Source organism: Escherichia sp. TC-EC600-tetX4, assembly GCF_019356055.1.
Classification (GTDB): domain Bacteria; phylum Pseudomonadota; class Gammaproteobacteria; order Enterobacterales; family Enterobacteriaceae.
Genome location: NZ_CP079924.1, coordinates 392,047 through 405,848, shown reverse-complemented (window position 1 = coordinate 405,848; position 13,802 = coordinate 392,047). Strand labels below are relative to the sequence as shown.

At 53.4% G+C, this 13,802-nt stretch carries 15 protein-coding genes; 6 read left to right on the top strand and 9 right to left on the bottom strand.

Features of this window, described 5'->3' with window-relative positions; genetic code table 11:
- Positions 1 to 23 precede the first annotated feature (23 nt).
- The 4 genes from slyD to kefG form a co-directional block, all read right to left on the bottom strand.
- A complete protein-coding gene (gene slyD, locus KXD89_RS01845; RefSeq protein WP_000861334.1) occupies positions 24 to 614 on the bottom strand; it encodes a peptidylprolyl isomerase in 591 nt (196 codons plus the stop codon).
- 94 nt (positions 615 to 708) lie between these two features.
- The gene (locus KXD89_RS01840) at positions 709 to 909 is read right to left on the bottom strand and encodes a YheV family putative zinc ribbon protein (RefSeq protein ID WP_001007730.1); all 201 of its coding nucleotides are present in this window, start codon (positions 907 to 909) and stop codon (positions 709 to 711) included.
- A 9-nt stretch (positions 910 to 918) separates the two neighbouring features.
- The gene (gene kefB / locus KXD89_RS01835; RefSeq protein ID WP_000399147.1) at positions 919 to 2,724 is read right to left on the bottom strand and encodes a glutathione-regulated potassium-efflux system protein KefB; all 1,806 of its coding nucleotides are present in this window, start codon (positions 2,722 to 2,724) and stop codon (positions 919 to 921) included.
- Positions 2,724 to 3,275 (bottom strand): glutathione-regulated potassium-efflux system ancillary protein KefG, encoded by a 552-nt coding sequence (kefG, locus tag KXD89_RS01830; RefSeq protein ID WP_001297514.1) that lies wholly within the window; start codon positions 3,273 to 3,275, stop codon positions 2,724 to 2,726. The genes kefB and kefG overlap by 1 nt, the downstream gene beginning before the upstream one ends.
- 130 nt (positions 3,276 to 3,405) lie before the next feature.
- On the opposite strand from kefG, the gene KXD89_RS01825 reads away from it, so the two are divergent.
- The 4 genes from KXD89_RS01825 to KXD89_RS01810 are packed head-to-tail and all read left to right on the top strand — an operon-like array spanning position 3,406 to position 7,476.
- Positions 3,406 to 5,319 (top strand): ABC transporter ATP-binding protein, encoded by a 1,914-nt coding sequence (locus KXD89_RS01825; protein ID WP_000634798.1) that lies wholly within the window; start codon positions 3,406 to 3,408, stop codon positions 5,317 to 5,319.
- Positions 5,319 to 6,341, top strand: a complete 1,023-nt coding sequence (locus tag KXD89_RS01820; RefSeq protein WP_000057356.1) for a hydrolase — start codon at positions 5,319 to 5,321, stop codon at positions 6,339 to 6,341. Before KXD89_RS01825 ends, KXD89_RS01820 begins: the two co-directional genes overlap by 1 nt.
- On the top strand, positions 6,335 to 6,553 hold the full coding sequence (locus tag KXD89_RS01815) for a YheU family protein (protein WP_000907085.1): 219 nt from the start codon (positions 6,335 to 6,337) through the stop codon (positions 6,551 to 6,553). The genes KXD89_RS01820 and KXD89_RS01815 overlap by 7 nt, the downstream gene beginning before the upstream one ends.
- Before the next feature lie 53 nt (positions 6,554 to 6,606).
- Positions 6,607 to 7,476 carry a phosphoribulokinase gene (locus KXD89_RS01810; RefSeq protein WP_001274680.1) on the top strand — a complete coding sequence of 290 codons (870 nt, stop codon included), beginning with the start codon at positions 6,607 to 6,609 and terminating at the stop codon, positions 7,474 to 7,476.
- A gap of 54 nt (positions 7,477 to 7,530) precedes the next feature.
- Here the strand turns inward: KXD89_RS01810 and KXD89_RS01805 are convergent, their stop codons facing one another.
- Positions 7,531 to 7,935 (bottom strand): OsmC family protein, encoded by a 405-nt coding sequence (locus KXD89_RS01805; protein WP_001148908.1) that lies wholly within the window; start codon positions 7,933 to 7,935, stop codon positions 7,531 to 7,533.
- 301 nt (positions 7,936 to 8,236) lie between these two features.
- Here KXD89_RS01805 and crp point away from each other — a divergent pair, with 301 nt between their 5' ends.
- Both crp and KXD89_RS01795 read left to right on the top strand, forming a co-directional pair.
- Entirely contained in the window at positions 8,237 to 8,869 is a 633-nt protein-coding gene (gene crp, locus KXD89_RS01800) for a cAMP-activated global transcriptional regulator CRP (protein WP_000242755.1), read from the top strand.
- Between the two features lie 50 nt (positions 8,870 to 8,919).
- Positions 8,920 to 11,010: a YccS/YhfK family putative transporter gene (locus KXD89_RS01795; RefSeq protein ID WP_001295162.1), complete on the top strand. Its 2,091-nt coding sequence runs from the start codon at positions 8,920 to 8,922 to the stop codon at positions 11,008 to 11,010.
- Between the two features lie 66 nt (positions 11,011 to 11,076).
- Here KXD89_RS01795 and argD read toward each other — a convergent pair whose 3' ends face one another.
- The 4 genes from argD to KXD89_RS01775 form a co-directional block, all read right to left on the bottom strand.
- Positions 11,077 to 12,297, bottom strand: a complete 1,221-nt coding sequence (gene argD, locus KXD89_RS01790) for a bifunctional acetylornithine/succinyldiaminopimelate transaminase (RefSeq protein ID WP_000963792.1) — start codon at positions 12,295 to 12,297, stop codon at positions 11,077 to 11,079.
- Between the two features lie 85 nt (positions 12,298 to 12,382).
- Positions 12,383 to 12,946 (bottom strand): aminodeoxychorismate synthase component 2, encoded by a 564-nt coding sequence (gene pabA, locus KXD89_RS01785; protein ID WP_000601847.1) that lies wholly within the window; start codon positions 12,944 to 12,946, stop codon positions 12,383 to 12,385.
- Between the two features lie 31 nt (positions 12,947 to 12,977).
- A complete protein-coding gene (locus tag KXD89_RS01780) occupies positions 12,978 to 13,580 on the bottom strand; it encodes a putative adenosine monophosphate-protein transferase Fic (protein ID WP_001280641.1) in 603 nt (200 codons plus the stop codon).
- Positions 13,570 to 13,737: a YhfG family protein gene (locus tag KXD89_RS01775; RefSeq protein ID WP_000736862.1), complete on the bottom strand. Its 168-nt coding sequence runs from the start codon at positions 13,735 to 13,737 to the stop codon at positions 13,570 to 13,572. The genes KXD89_RS01780 and KXD89_RS01775 overlap by 11 nt, the downstream gene beginning before the upstream one ends.
- Between the last annotated feature and the right edge of the window lie 65 nt (positions 13,738 to 13,802).

Sequence of the window (13,802 nt, the reverse complement as noted above, 5' to 3'; positions counted from 1 at the left end):
GCTTTTTTGTCACTTTTTCGGTATTAGTGGCAACCGCAACCGCCGTTGCCTTTACCGCCACAGCAGCCTTCGCCACCGTGTTCATGACCGTGATCGTGGCCATGACCGCCGCAGCAACCGTCGTGGTCGTGATCGTGGTGGTGATCGTGCGCGCCGTGAACGTGACCATGAGCCAGTTCTTCTTCAGTCGCTTCGCGAATCGCCACAACTTCAACGTTGAATTTCAGGTTCTGACCGGCCAGCATGTGGTTACCATCAACCACGACGTGATCGTCTTCAACCGCAGTGATTTCAACCGGTACCGGACCCTGGTCGGTTTCAGCCAGGAAACGCATACCTACCTGCAGTTCATCAACGCCCATAAATACGTCTTTAGGAACACGTTGCACCAGGTTTTCGTCGTACTGACCGTAAGCGTCGTTCGCGCCAACAGCGACATCAAATTTGTCGCCAACTTCATGACCTTCCAGCGCCGTTTCCAGGCCAGAGATCAGGGAACCGTGACCATGCAGGTAGTCCAGCGGCGCACTCACCGGAGACTCATCAACCAACACACCGTCTTCTGTACGTACCTGATAGGCCAGGCTGACCACCAGGTCTTTTGCTACTTTCATGATATCTCCTGAGCATGGGAAGAATAGTGGCGCAGATTGTAGCGGAATTCTGCAGCCGTGTACTCACTAGCTTAAAAAAACTCGGCGCATATCGCTAGTCCGGATGAAAAATCCCGATCACTTGCTCATCTTTGCGAACGTGATCGCGGGCTTCTTTGTCTGCTTCTCGCATCTGATGTCCGCACTTAACACATTCAACAATATCAATATTATTTTCGCGCCACATCGCCATTGAATCCTGCGCCTGACAGGCCGGGCATTTTGCGCCCGCAATAAAACGTTTTCGGATTGCCATCTTTACCCTCTACTCAAATTCATCCCAGCCGTCCAGCTGGCGTCGTTCTTGTTGCATTTCACGCTGGAAAATCTCTTCCAGTTCGCGTCGGGCTTCCCTGGCGCGAGAAATTTGTACGGTATCGGCATGCATTGGGATGAGCTCTCGCAGCATCCGCATATCCAGGCGGCGAAAATGCAGTTGCGCTCGCTGTGCCTGATGCGGATGCATGCCAAGCGTGACCAGCGTCTTGCGCCCCAGCTCTAACGCACTGGAGAATGTTTCACGGGAAAACTGCGTCACCCCTGCCTGTAATAACTCATGCGCTTCCACACGTCCGCGCGCTCGCGCAAGAATATGCAAATGCGGAAAGTGCTGTTGGCATATTTCCACCAGCTTCATGGTGTCTTCCGGCTCGTTACAGGTAATGACGATAGACTCAGCGGCCTCTGCACCCGCAGAACGTAAAAGATCGACCTGCGTGGCGTCGCCGTAATAAACTTTGTAGCCGTATTTACGCATCAGGTTAACGGCGCTGATATCCCGCTCCAGCACGGTAATGCGCATTTTATTTGCCATCAGCAAACGACCAATCACCTGACCAAAACGCCCGAAGCCCACGACAATGACCTGGGGTTTATCATCGTTGACCCACGGTTTTTCGTCTTCTTCTTCCGGTCCGTTAAACTGGCGGGATAGCCATTTATCCACCAGCTTCATCAGCAACGGCGTGGTCATCATGGAAAGCGTCACCGTCACCAGCAACAACGCCATCTGGTCGCCCTGGAATAAGCGTTGTGAAGAAGCGGTAGAAAAGAGGACAAAGGCAAACTCACCACCCTGACTCAACACGCCAGCAAACTGCATCCGCTCTGAGCTACGCACGCCATACAATCGCGCCAGCAGATACAGCACGAGAATTTTCACCGCCACCAGCACAACCACGCTTATCACTACCCACAACAGATGGGTATAAAGCACCCCGAGGTTGAGTGACATGCCGACAGAGATAAAGAACAAACCGAGCAGCAAGCCTTTGAAGGGATCGATAGCCGTTTCCAGTTCATGGCGATATTCACTTTCCGCCAGCAGCACGCCCGCAATAAATGTACCGAGCGCCATCGACAGCCCCAGCGCATCCATAAACAATGCGGAACCCAACACCAGCAGCAGCGTCGCGGCGGTGAACACTTCCCGCACGCCAGAAGCTGCAATAAAGCGGAATACCGGACGCAGTAAATAGCGCCCACCAATCAGCATGCCGACAAACGCCAGCACCTTCATGCCGACCTTCATCCAGTCGAAATGTTCGTCTGCCGACCCCGCCAACAACGGCACTAACGCCAGTGCTGGGATTACTGCCAGATCCTGAAACAGCAGAACCGAAAACCCGAGCTGGCCGGATTCGCTGCGATTCATCCCTTTCTCACGCATCAATTGCAACGCCATTGCAGTTGAAGACATCGCAAGGCCAATGCCACCGACCACCGCCGCCTGCCAGGCGAAATCCGTCAGCATCAATAATCCCGCCAGCAACGCCGCGCTTAACAGCACCTGTGCCGCGCCTACGCCAAAAATCGAACGCCGCAGTTGCCAAAGTTTGGAGGGATTCAACTCAAGGCCGATGATAAACATCAGGAATACCACGCCGAGTTCCGAAAAGTGGAGGATCTCATCGACGTCGCTAATAAACCCCAGCCCCCACGGGCCAATTGCAATCCCTGCCAGCAAATATCCCAACACAGCGCCAATACCCAGCCGCGATGCCAGCGGCACCGCAGCCACCGCCGCGAAGAGAAACAGCACTCCTGCGAGTAAAAAATCGGAACCTTCCATCAGCGGCCTCCTGGAGACAGCGGATTTGCCAGCCAGTCACCGTAGGCTCTGGCGTGGCTCGCCAGCTCCTGTGCGCTTTGCCGTCTCGCCCAGTAAATAATGATGGGACTTAACCAATGCATCCGGCACATGCCCGCCGCCAGTTCAAAGGGGCGCAGCACATCGCTCATCGGGTAGCGATTCAGCGCGTCATAACGGTAAGCACTTTCCGGCTCGCCGGTGGTAATCACGCTACGCCAGTACTTTCCCGCCAGTTGGTTTCCTCCCGGCCCGCTGGCAAAACCACGACTTAATACCCGGTCCAGCCACTCTTTCAGTAGCGCCGGGCAGCTATAGGTATAAAGAGGATGCTGAAAGACAATCACCTCGTGCTCGCGCAGTAATGCCTGCTCACGGGGGATATCAATAAAAAAATCGGGATAGTGCGCGTAAAGGTCGTGCACGGTAACATTGCTGAGCTGCGTGGCCGGTTTAAGCAGTACCCGGTTTGCCACCGAGTCCTGAGATTCCGGATGGGCATACAGCAGCAAAACTTTCGCTGGCTGAGACATCATCCCCCTCCCGGTATGGTTTTTGTGTATAGTCGCTGTTTTGGGCTACCATTGCGCCCGGTGCGGCAGCTCGCCCATACATTACATTATCATAATGATAAGTTAACATAGTCTGAACATACGGCACCTTATGATTGTTTTCTCCTCGTTACAAATTCGTCGCGGCGTGCGCGTCCTGCTGGATAATGCCACCGCCACCATCAACCCTGGGCAGAAAGTCGGCCTGGTGGGTAAAAACGGCTGTGGTAAATCTACCCTGCTGGCATTGCTGAAAAATGAAATCAGCGCCGACGGCGGCAGCTACACCTTTCCGGGAAGCTGGCAACTGGCGTGGGTGAATCAGGAAACGCCGGCGTTACCGCAAGCGGCGCTGGAATATGTCATTGACGGCGACCGTGAATATCGTCAACTAGAAGCGCAGCTACACGACGCCAACGAACGTAACGACGGGCACGCCATTGCGACCATTCATGGCAAGCTGGATGCTATTGACGCATGGAGTATTCGCTCCCGTGCTGCCAGCCTGCTGCACGGCCTCGGTTTCAGCAATGAACAACTGGAGCGCCCGGTAAGTGATTTTTCCGGGGGCTGGCGTATGCGTCTTAACCTTGCCCAGGCGCTGATTTGCCGTTCAGACTTGCTGCTGCTCGACGAACCGACTAACCACCTCGATCTCGATGCCGTTATCTGGCTGGAAAAATGGCTGAAGAGCTATCAGGGCACGCTGATCCTGATCTCTCACGACCGCGACTTCCTCGATCCGATCGTCGATAAAATTATTCATATCGAACAACAAAGCATGTTCGAGTACACCGGCAACTACAGTTCGTTTGAAGTACAGCGCGCCACCCGTCTGGCGCAGCAACAAGCGATGTACGAAAGCCAGCAGGAACGCGTAGCGCATCTGCAAAGTTATATCGACCGTTTCCGTGCCAAAGCCACCAAAGCGAAGCAGGCCCAGAGCCGCATTAAGATGCTCGAGCGTATGGAGCTAATTGCCCCCGCGCACGTCGACAACCCGTTCCGCTTTAGCTTCCGCGCGCCGGAAAGCCTGCCAAATCCGTTACTGAAGATGGAAAAAGTCAGCGCGGGCTATGGCGATCGCATTATTCTCGACTCGATTAAACTGAACCTGGTGCCCGGCTCGCGTATTGGTCTGTTAGGCCGCAATGGCGCGGGTAAATCGACATTAATCAAACTGTTAGCCGGTGAACTTGCGCCAGTCAGCGGTGAAATTGGTCTGGCGAAAGGGATCAAACTCGGCTACTTCGCCCAGCATCAACTTGAATACCTGCGCGCCGACGAATCACCTATTCAACATCTGGCACGTTTAGCGCCGCAGGAGCTGGAACAAAAACTGCGTGACTACCTCGGCGGCTTTGGTTTCCAGGGCGATAAAGTAACCGAAGAAACGCGCCGCTTCTCCGGTGGGGAAAAAGCCCGCCTGGTGCTGGCATTAATTGTCTGGCAGCGGCCGAATCTGCTGCTGCTCGACGAACCGACTAACCACCTTGACCTCGACATGCGTCAGGCACTCACCGAAGCATTAATCGAGTTTGAAGGCGCGCTGGTTGTCGTTTCGCACGACCGTCATTTGCTGCGTTCCACCACTGACGATCTCTACCTGGTTCACGATCGTAAAGTCGAACCGTTCGACGGCGATCTGGAAGATTATCAACAGTGGTTGAGCGACGTACAAAAGCAGGAAAACCAGACCGACGAAGCGCCAAAAGAGAATGCGAACAGCGCCCAGGCACGTAAAGATCAGAAGCGTCGGGAAGCTGAGCTGCGTGCGCAAACCCAGCCACTGCGTAAAGAGATTGCCCGTCTGGAAAAAGAGATGGAGAAGCTGAACGCGCAACTGGCGCAGGCGGAAGAGAAACTCGGCGACAGCGAACTGTATGACCAGAGCCGTAAAGCGGAGTTGACCGCCTGCCTGCAACAGCAAGCCAGCGCCAAATCCGGCCTGGAAGAGTGCGAAATGGCATGGCTGGAAGCCCAGGAGCAGCTTGAGCAGATGCTGCTGGAAGGCCAAAGCAACTGATGGCGCAGATAACGACGACCGATGCCAATGAATTCAGCAGCAGTGCTGAATTCATCCCCATGCGCGGCTTTAGCAATTGTCATCTGCAAACCATGCTGCCGCGTCTGTTTCGTCGTCAGGTGAAATTCACCCCGTACTGGCAGCGGCTGGAGTTGCCCGACGGCGATTTTGTCGATCTTGCGTGGAGTGAAAACCCTGCACAGGCGCAACATAAACCTCGTCTGGTGGTGTTTCACGGGCTGGAAGGCAGTCTCAACAGCCCTTACGCCCACGGTCTGGTTGAGGCGGCGCAAAAGCGCGGCTGGCTGGGCGTGGTGATGCATTTTCGCGGATGCAGCGGTGAACCAAACCGTATGCACCGCATTTACCATTCGGGCGAAACCGAAGACGCCAGTTGGTTTTTACGCTGGCTGCAACGCGAATTTGGTCATGCGCCAACGGCTGCCGTCGGCTATTCGCTCGGCGGTAATATGCTGGCCTGTTTGCTGGCAAAGGAAGGCAATGATCTCCCGGTTGATGCGGCGGTGATTGTCTCTGCGCCGTTTATGCTGGAAGCCTGTAGCTATCATATGGAAAAGGGCTTTTCCCGCGTTTATCAGCGTTACTTGCTGAACCTGTTAAAAGCCAATGCCGCGCGCAAGCTGGCAGCCTACCCCGGAACGCTGCCGATTAATCTCGCGCAGTTAAAATCGGTACGTCGCATCCGTGAATTTGACGATCTCATCACCGCCAGAATTCACGGCTACGCCGACGCTATCGACTATTATCGTCAGTGTAGCGCCATGCCGATGCTGAACCGGATCGCCAAACCGACGCTGATTATTCACGCCAAAGACGATCCGTTTATGGATCATCAGGTGATCCCGAAACCGGAAAGTCTCCCCCCGCAGGTGGAGTATCAACTGACTGAACATGGCGGTCATGTTGGCTTTATTGGCGGTACATTACTTCATCCGCAAATGTGGCTGGAGTCACGCATTCCTGACTGGTTAACAACGTATCTGGAGGCGAAATCATGTTGATTCCGTGGCAAGACCTCTCCCCCGAAACGCTGGAAAATTTAATTGAAAGCTTTGTGTTACGTGAAGGCACCGATTATGGTGAACATGAGCGTACACTTGAACAGAAAGTCGCCGACGTCAAACGCCAGCTACAGTGCGGAGAAGCGGTGCTGGTATGGTCGGAGCTGCACGAAACGGTCAATATTATGCCGCGCAGTCAGTTTCGCGAATAACCTGCAACCGTCGGCGGACGAGATAATAATGATAGCTAAGTCATGGAGTTACTATGTCTGCCAAACATCCGGTCATTGCGGTAACAGGATCCAGCGGCGCGGGGACCACCACCACCAGCCTCGCGTTTCGTAAAATATTCGCGCAGTTAAATCTGCATGCAGCTGAGGTGGAAGGCGACAGTTTTCACCGTTACACCCGCCCGGAAATGGACATGGCGATCCGCAAAGCGCGCGACGCCGGGCGGCATATCAGCTACTTCGGCCCCGAGGCTAACGACTTCGGCCTGCTGGAACAAACCTTCATTGAATACGGTCAGAGCGGCAAAGGGAAATCTCGCAAATATCTGCATACCTACGACGAAGCCGTACCGTGGAATCAGGTACCGGGGACATTCACCCCCTGGCAACCTTTACCGGAACCCACTGATGTACTGTTTTATGAAGGTTTACACGGCGGCGTAGTCACGCCACAGCATAACGTTGCGCAGCATGTGGACTTACTGGTCGGCGTGGTGCCTATCGTTAACCTTGAGTGGATTCAAAAACTGATCCGCGACACCAGCGAGCGCGGGCACTCACGAGAAGCAGTGATGGACTCAGTAGTGCGTTCAATGGAAGACTATATCAACTACATCACACCGCAGTTTTCCCGCACCCATCTTAACTTCCAGCGCGTTCCCACCGTCGACACTTCAAACCCGTTCGCGGCAAAAGGTATCCCGTCGCTCGATGAAAGCTTTGTGGTGATCCATTTTCGTAATCTGGAAGGGATCGATTTCCCCTGGCTGCTGGCGATGTTGCAAGGCTCATTCATTTCCCACATCAATACGTTAGTGGTACCGGGCGGCAAAATGGGTCTGGCAATGGAATTAATTATGCTGCCGCTGGTGCAACGATTGATGGAAGGAAAGAAAATCGAGTAACTCTGCTATTACGCCGGATAAAATACTATCCGGCTTCACAACGGGATAGTTAAGTCACGCGGCAACCACTTCATACGAGTGAGTAATATTCACCGCTTTTTCCAGCATCAACGCCACTGAACAATATTTCTCGGCAGAGAGATCAACCGCACGCGCAACCGCTGCGTCTTTCAGGTCGCGACCGGTGACGATAAAATGCAGATTAATGTGCGTAAACAGGCGTGGTGCCTCTTCGCGGCGTTCAGAGGTCAATTTTACTTCACAATCGACCACATCCTGACGCCCTTTTTGCAGGATCGAAACCACATCGATGGCACTGCAACCACCCGCCGCCATCAACACCATTTCCATCGGACTTGGTGCTTTATCGCCTGAGTTGCCGTCCATTAAAATCTGATGACCAGAGGCGGATTCGCCCAGAAAAGTTAACCCTTCGACCCACTTCACTCGCGCTTGCATTTTTGCTACTCCACTGCGTCAATTTTCCTGACAGAGTACGCGTACTAACCAAATCGCGCAACGGAAGGCGACCTGGGTCATGCTGAAGCGAGACACCAGGAGACACAAAGCGAAAGCTATGCTAAAACAGTCAGGATGCTACAGTAATACATTGATGTACTGCATGTATGCAAAGGACGTCACATTACCGTGCAGTACAGTTGATAGCCCCTTCCCAGGTAGCGGGAAGCATATTTCGGCAATCCAGAGACAGCGGCGTTATCTGGCTCTGGAGAAAGCTTATAACAGAGGATAACCGCGCATGGTGCTTGGCAAACCGCAAACAGACCCGACTCTCGAATGGTTCTTGTCTCATTGCCACATTCATAAGTACCCATCCAAGAGCACGCTTATTCACCAGGGTGAAAAAGCGGAAACGCTGTACTACATCGTTAAAGGCTCTGTGGCAGTGCTGATCAAAGACGAAGAGGGTAAAGAAATGATCCTCTCCTATCTGAATCAGGGTGATTTTATTGGCGAACTGGGCCTGTTTGAAGAGGGCCAGGAACGTAGCGCATGGGTACGTGCGAAAACCGCCTGTGAAGTGGCTGAAATTTCGTACAAAAAATTTCGCCAATTGATTCAGGTAAACCCGGACATTCTGATGCGTTTGTCTGCACAGATGGCGCGTCGTCTGCAAGTCACTTCAGAGAAAGTGGGCAACCTGGCGTTCCTCGACGTGACGGGCCGCATTGCACAGACTCTGCTGAATCTGGCAAAACAACCAGACGCTATGACTCACCCGGACGGTATGCAAATCAAAATTACCCGTCAGGAAATTGGTCAGATTGTCGGCTGTTCTCGTGAAACCGTGGGACGCATTCTGAAGATGCTGGAAGATCAGAACCTGATCTCCGCACACGGTAAAACCATCGTCGTTTACGGCACTCGTTAATCCCGTCGGAGTGGCGCGTTACCTGGTAGCGCGCCATTTTGTTTCCCCCGATGTGGCGCAGACTGATTTATCACCCCGATATCAACTATGCACTTCGACAAACGCTGGTGCTATGTTTGCCCGTGGCCGTTGGGTTAATGCTTGGCGAATTACGATTCGGTCTGCTCTTCTCCCTCGTTCCTGCCTGTTGCAATATTGCGGGCCTTGATACGCCTCATAAACGTTTTTTCAAACGCTTAATCATTGGTGCGTCGCTGTTTGCCACCTGTAGCTTGCTGACACAGCTACTACTGGCAAAAGATGTTCCCCTGCCCTTTTTGCTGACCGGATTAACGCTGGTACTTGGCGTCACTGCTGAGCTGGGGCCATTGCACGCAAAATTGCTTCCTGCATCGCTGCTCGCCGCCATTTTTACCCTCAGTTTGGCGGGATACATGCCGGTCTGGGAACCGTTGCTCATCTATGCGTTGGGCACTCTCTGGTACGGATTGTTTAACTGGTTTTGGTTCTGGATCTGGCGCGAACAACCGCTGCGCGAGTCACTAAGTCTGCTGTACCGTGAACTGGCAGATTATTGTGAAGCCAAATACAGCCTGCTTACCCAGCACACCGACCCTGAAAAAGCGCTGCCGCCGCTGCTGGTGCGCCAGCAAAAAGCGGTCGATCTAATTACCCAGTGCTATCAGCAAATGCATATGCTTTCCGCGCAAAATAATACTGACTACAAGCGGATGCTGCGTATTTTCCAGGAGGCGCTGGATTTACAGGAACATATTTCGGTCAGTTTGCATCAGCCGGAAGAGGTGCAAAAGCTGGTCGAGCGTAGCCATGCGGAAGAAGTTATCCGCTGGAATGCGCAAACCGTCGCCGCTCGCCTGCGCGTGCTGGCTGATGACATTCTTTACCATCGCCTGCCAACGCGTTTTACGATGGAAAAGCAAATTGGCGCACTGGAAAAAATCGCCCGCCAGCATCCGGATAATCCGGTTGGGCAATTCTGCTACTGGCATTTCAGCCGCATCGCCCGCGTGCTGCGCACCCAAAAACCGCTCTATGCCCGTGACTTACTGGCCGATAAACAGCGGCGAATGCCATTACTTCCGGCGCTGAAAAGTTATCTGTCACTAAAGTCTCCGGCGCTACGCAATGCCGGACGACTCAGTGTGATGTTAAGCGTTGCCAGCCTGATGGGCACCGCGCTGCATCTGCCGAAGTCGTACTGGATCCTGATGACGGTATTGCTGGTGACACAAAATGGCTATGGCGCAACCCGTCTGAGGATTGTGAATCGCTCCGTGGGAACCGTGGTCGGGTTAATCATTGCGGGCGTGGCGCTGCACTTTAAAATTCCCGAAGGTTACACCCTGACGTTGATGCTGATTACCACCCTCGCCAGCTACCTGATATTGCGCAAAAACTACGGCTGGGCGACGGTCGGTTTTACTATTACCGCAGTGTATACCCTGCAACTATTGTGGTTGAACGGCGAGCAATACATCCTTCCGCGTCTTATCGATACCATTATTGGTTGTTTAATTGCTTTCGGCGGTACTGTCTGGCTGTGGCCGCAGTGGCAGAGCGGGTTATTGCGTAAAAACGCCCATGATGCTTTAGAAGCCTATCAGGAAGCGATTCGCTTGATTCTTAGCGAGGATCCGCAACCTACGCCACTGGCCTGGCAGCGAATGCGGGTAAATCAGGCACATAACACTCTGTATAACTCATTGAATCAGGCGATGCAGGAACCGGCGTTTAACAGCCATTATCTGGCAGATATGAAACTGTGGGTAACGCACAGCCAGTTTATTGTTGAGCATATTAATGCCATGACCACGCTGGCGCGGGAACACCGGGCATTGCCACCTGAACTGGCACAAGAGTATTTACAGTCTTGTGAAATCGCCATTCAGCGTTGTCAGCAGCGACTGGAGTATGACGAACCGGGTAGTTCTGGCGATGCCAATATCATGGATGCGCCGGAGATGCAGCCGCACGAAGGCGCGGCAGGTACGCTGGAGCAGCATTTACAGCGGGTTATTGGTCATCTGAACACCATGCACACCATTTCGTCGATGGCATGGCGTCAGCGACCGCATCACGGGATTTGGCTGAGTCGCAAGTTGCGGGATTCGAAGGCGTAATGCAGGCTAAACCATCGGATAAGGCATTCACGCCGCATCCGACATCTTTTGCCTGATGCTTCGTATTTACGCCCCAACCACCTTCGCCACCGCGTGGGCGAAACGTTGCATCCCTTCATCGATATCCGCATCTTCCACCACCAGCGACGGTGCAAAACGCATCACATCCGGTCCGGCATTCAGCACCATTACGCCAGCCTCTGCGCCCGCATACAGGAAATCACGCGCCCGACCTTTGTACTGTGGTTTCAGCTCTGCGCCAATCAACAGCCCCATACCGCGAATATCGCTAAATACATCGTACTGCTGATCGATCTTCTGCAGATGGTCAACAAAACGCTGGCGTTTCGCCTGAATGCCTTCCAGCACTTCAGGGGTATTGATGATATCAAACGCCGCCCCCGCTACTGCACAGGCCAGAGGATTACCGCCGTAGGTGGAACCGTGAGAACCAGGATGAAACGCAGAAGCAATTTCCGCCGTGGTCAGCATGGCGCTAATCGGGAAGCCGCCGCCTAACGCTTTCGCAGAGGTCAGAATATCCGGCGTAACGCCGTAGTGCATGTAAGCAAACAAATCGCCGGTCCGCCCCATCCCGCACTGCACTTCATCAAACACCAATAATGCCTGATGTTGATCGCACAGCTCGCGCAAGCCCTGCAAAAACTCTGGCGTCGCTGCCGTCACACCGCCCTCGCCCTGGATCGGCTCAACCACCACCGCACAGGTGTGATCATCCATCACCGCTTTCACTGCATGGAGATCGTTAAAGGGAACGTGGATGATGTCTGCCGGTTTCGGCCCAAAGCCGTCGGAATATTTTGGCTGCCCACCCACCGAAACGGTAAACAGCGAGCGACCATGAAAAGCGTTATGGAAGGCAATAATTTTGGTTTTGAACGGGCTATGACGCACACAGGCGTAATGGCGTGCCAGTTTAAAGGCGGTTTCGTTAGCTTCCGTGCCGGAGTTCATAAACACCACGCGTTCGGCAAACGTTGCCTCAATCAGTTTACGCCCAAGACGCAGCGCCGGTTCATTGGTGAAAACGTTACTGATATGCCACAGAGTTTCGCCCTGGGTTTTTAACGCGTTCACCAGCGCAGGATGGCAATGGCCCAACGCCGTAACTGCAATGCCACCCGCGAAATCGACATACTCCTTGCCTTGCTGATCCCAGATTCGGCTGCCCTGACCTTTTACCGGAATAAACTCTGCCGGAGCATAAATCGGCAGGATCACTTCATCGAAAGTCGCGCGTGTAATTGCTGTTTGTTCAATTGCCATCTCATGATCACCCTGTTACGCATAAACAAATGTGAAATTATAACCACAAAATATGCATAAAAAATCACTAAATGGCAATCAGAAATCAGCGATGCAGGAAATTAGCCAGCAGTTGATGTCCTTGTTCGCTAAGAATACTTTCTGGATGGAACTGCACACCTTCCAGATCCCACTGGCGATGGCGAATCCCCATAATCTCTCGGGTTTCGCTCCAGGCCGTCACGTCAAAGCACGCTGGTAATGAGTCAGGTTCCACCACCAGCGAATGGTAGCGTGTCACGGTAAGTGGATTTGCCAGCCCCCGAAATACGCCCTCACCGTTATGTGTAATCGGCGAGGTTTTGCCGTGCATGACCTTTGCGGCGCGCACAACTTTACCGCCAAATGCCTGCGCCATTGCCTGATGACCGAGGCAGACGCCAAGAATCGGCAAGCGCCCGGCATAGTGGCGAATAACGTCAAGGGAGATCCCGGCTTCATCTGGCGTACAGGGGCCAGGTGAGATGACAATTTTTTGTGGTTTAAGGGCGTCGATATCCGCCAGCGTCAACGCATCGTTGCGCTTAACCAGCACATCCGCCCCCAGTTCACAAAAGTACTGGTAGAGGTTCCAGGTAAAAGAATCGTAGTTATCTATAAGCAGGATCATGGCGGCTCCGGTACAAAAGAACCGCGCTATTTTACTCAGATTCCCCGGCTTCGCTTACCACTTTGCTAAATATCATCTGCAGTGCGGTGAGATCCCCCATTGCCCCACTCTGATTTGCCTGATTCCAGGCCTCTTTTTCGATACCCTGCCAGCTCAGTTGATATCCGGCATGAATCGCCAGTTGCTCGAAGAAGATCCGCTGTGCCAGACCACTTCCCACCCGGAAGGGATGCAGCACGTTGATTTCACAATAGTAATGCGCCAGCCGCTCGACGAACTTCGCTTTCTCCAGGCCAACCAGATAACCTTCTTCCTCCAGATCCTGCATCAGGGCATTGCCCTCTTTTTCGATATAAGCAAAGTGGCAGAACGGCGTATCACCCTGATAAATATCAACTTCACGCAGTTGCCCTGCCCAGTCGAAAATATCCTGATACAGCTGGCGATGGATAGTTCGCAAATGCGGTAAACCGCGCACCAGCGGACCAAGCTCAATGGTCGCAGCACGCAGCGCCGTCATTTCGTAAGCGGCCTGTTCCAGCCGCTGCTGCTGGCGGATGTTCAGCCGGTTACGCATGATATCAAGGCCTGGATAAAGATACGGATCGCGCCCTTCGCCGAATTTATCGCTCATAGTGACTCCTCAGCTCTTCAAGGCGCGCTAAAGCCTCTGCGGCAGTAAGAGTGACTAAAGGCATCTCGACGCCTTCAAGACGGCGACTGGCCTGAAAATTACGATTACGCTGAAGCTCCCAGAGACGGGACTTTTGCTTATCGGTGAGTTTCTTCACTTGATGCCTCCCTGAACGTGTCCATTTGCCACAAGTATAAGCGGCAAATCCGGGTTACGCCGGGA

Bases quoted from the DNA above. Each gene is read 5' to 3' on its own strand.
- slyD (WP_000861334.1), bottom strand. From the start codon at position 614: ATGAAAGTAGCAAAAGACCTGGTGGTCAGCCTGGCCTATCAGGTACGT.
- KXD89_RS01840 (WP_001007730.1), bottom strand. From the start codon at position 909: ATGGCAATCCGAAAACGTTTTATTGCGGGCGCAAAATGCCCGGCCTGT.
- kefB (WP_000399147.1), bottom strand. From the start codon at position 2,724: ATGGAAGGTTCCGATTTTTTACTCGCAGGAGTGCTGTTTCTCTTCGCG.
- kefG (WP_001297514.1), bottom strand. From the start codon at position 3,275: ATGTCTCAGCCAGCGAAAGTTTTGCTGCTGTATGCCCATCCGGAATCT.
- KXD89_RS01825 (WP_000634798.1), top strand. From the start codon at position 3,406: ATGATTGTTTTCTCCTCGTTACAAATTCGTCGCGGCGTGCGCGTCCTG.
- KXD89_RS01820 (WP_000057356.1), top strand. From the start codon at position 5,319: ATGGCGCAGATAACGACGACCGATGCCAATGAATTCAGCAGCAGTGCT.
- KXD89_RS01815 (WP_000907085.1), top strand. From the start codon at position 6,335: ATGTTGATTCCGTGGCAAGACCTCTCCCCCGAAACGCTGGAAAATTTA.
- KXD89_RS01810 (WP_001274680.1), top strand. From the start codon at position 6,607: ATGTCTGCCAAACATCCGGTCATTGCGGTAACAGGATCCAGCGGCGCG.
- KXD89_RS01805 (WP_001148908.1), bottom strand. From the start codon at position 7,935: ATGCAAGCGCGAGTGAAGTGGGTCGAAGGGTTAACTTTTCTGGGCGAA.
- crp (WP_000242755.1), top strand. From the start codon at position 8,237: ATGGTGCTTGGCAAACCGCAAACAGACCCGACTCTCGAATGGTTCTTG.
- KXD89_RS01795 (WP_001295162.1), top strand. From the start codon at position 8,920: ATGTGGCGCAGACTGATTTATCACCCCGATATCAACTATGCACTTCGA.
- argD (WP_000963792.1), bottom strand. From the start codon at position 12,297: ATGGCAATTGAACAAACAGCAATTACACGCGCGACTTTCGATGAAGTG.
- pabA (WP_000601847.1), bottom strand. From the start codon at position 12,946: ATGATCCTGCTTATAGATAACTACGATTCTTTTACCTGGAACCTCTAC.
- KXD89_RS01780 (WP_001280641.1), bottom strand. From the start codon at position 13,580: ATGAGCGATAAATTCGGCGAAGGGCGCGATCCGTATCTTTATCCAGGC.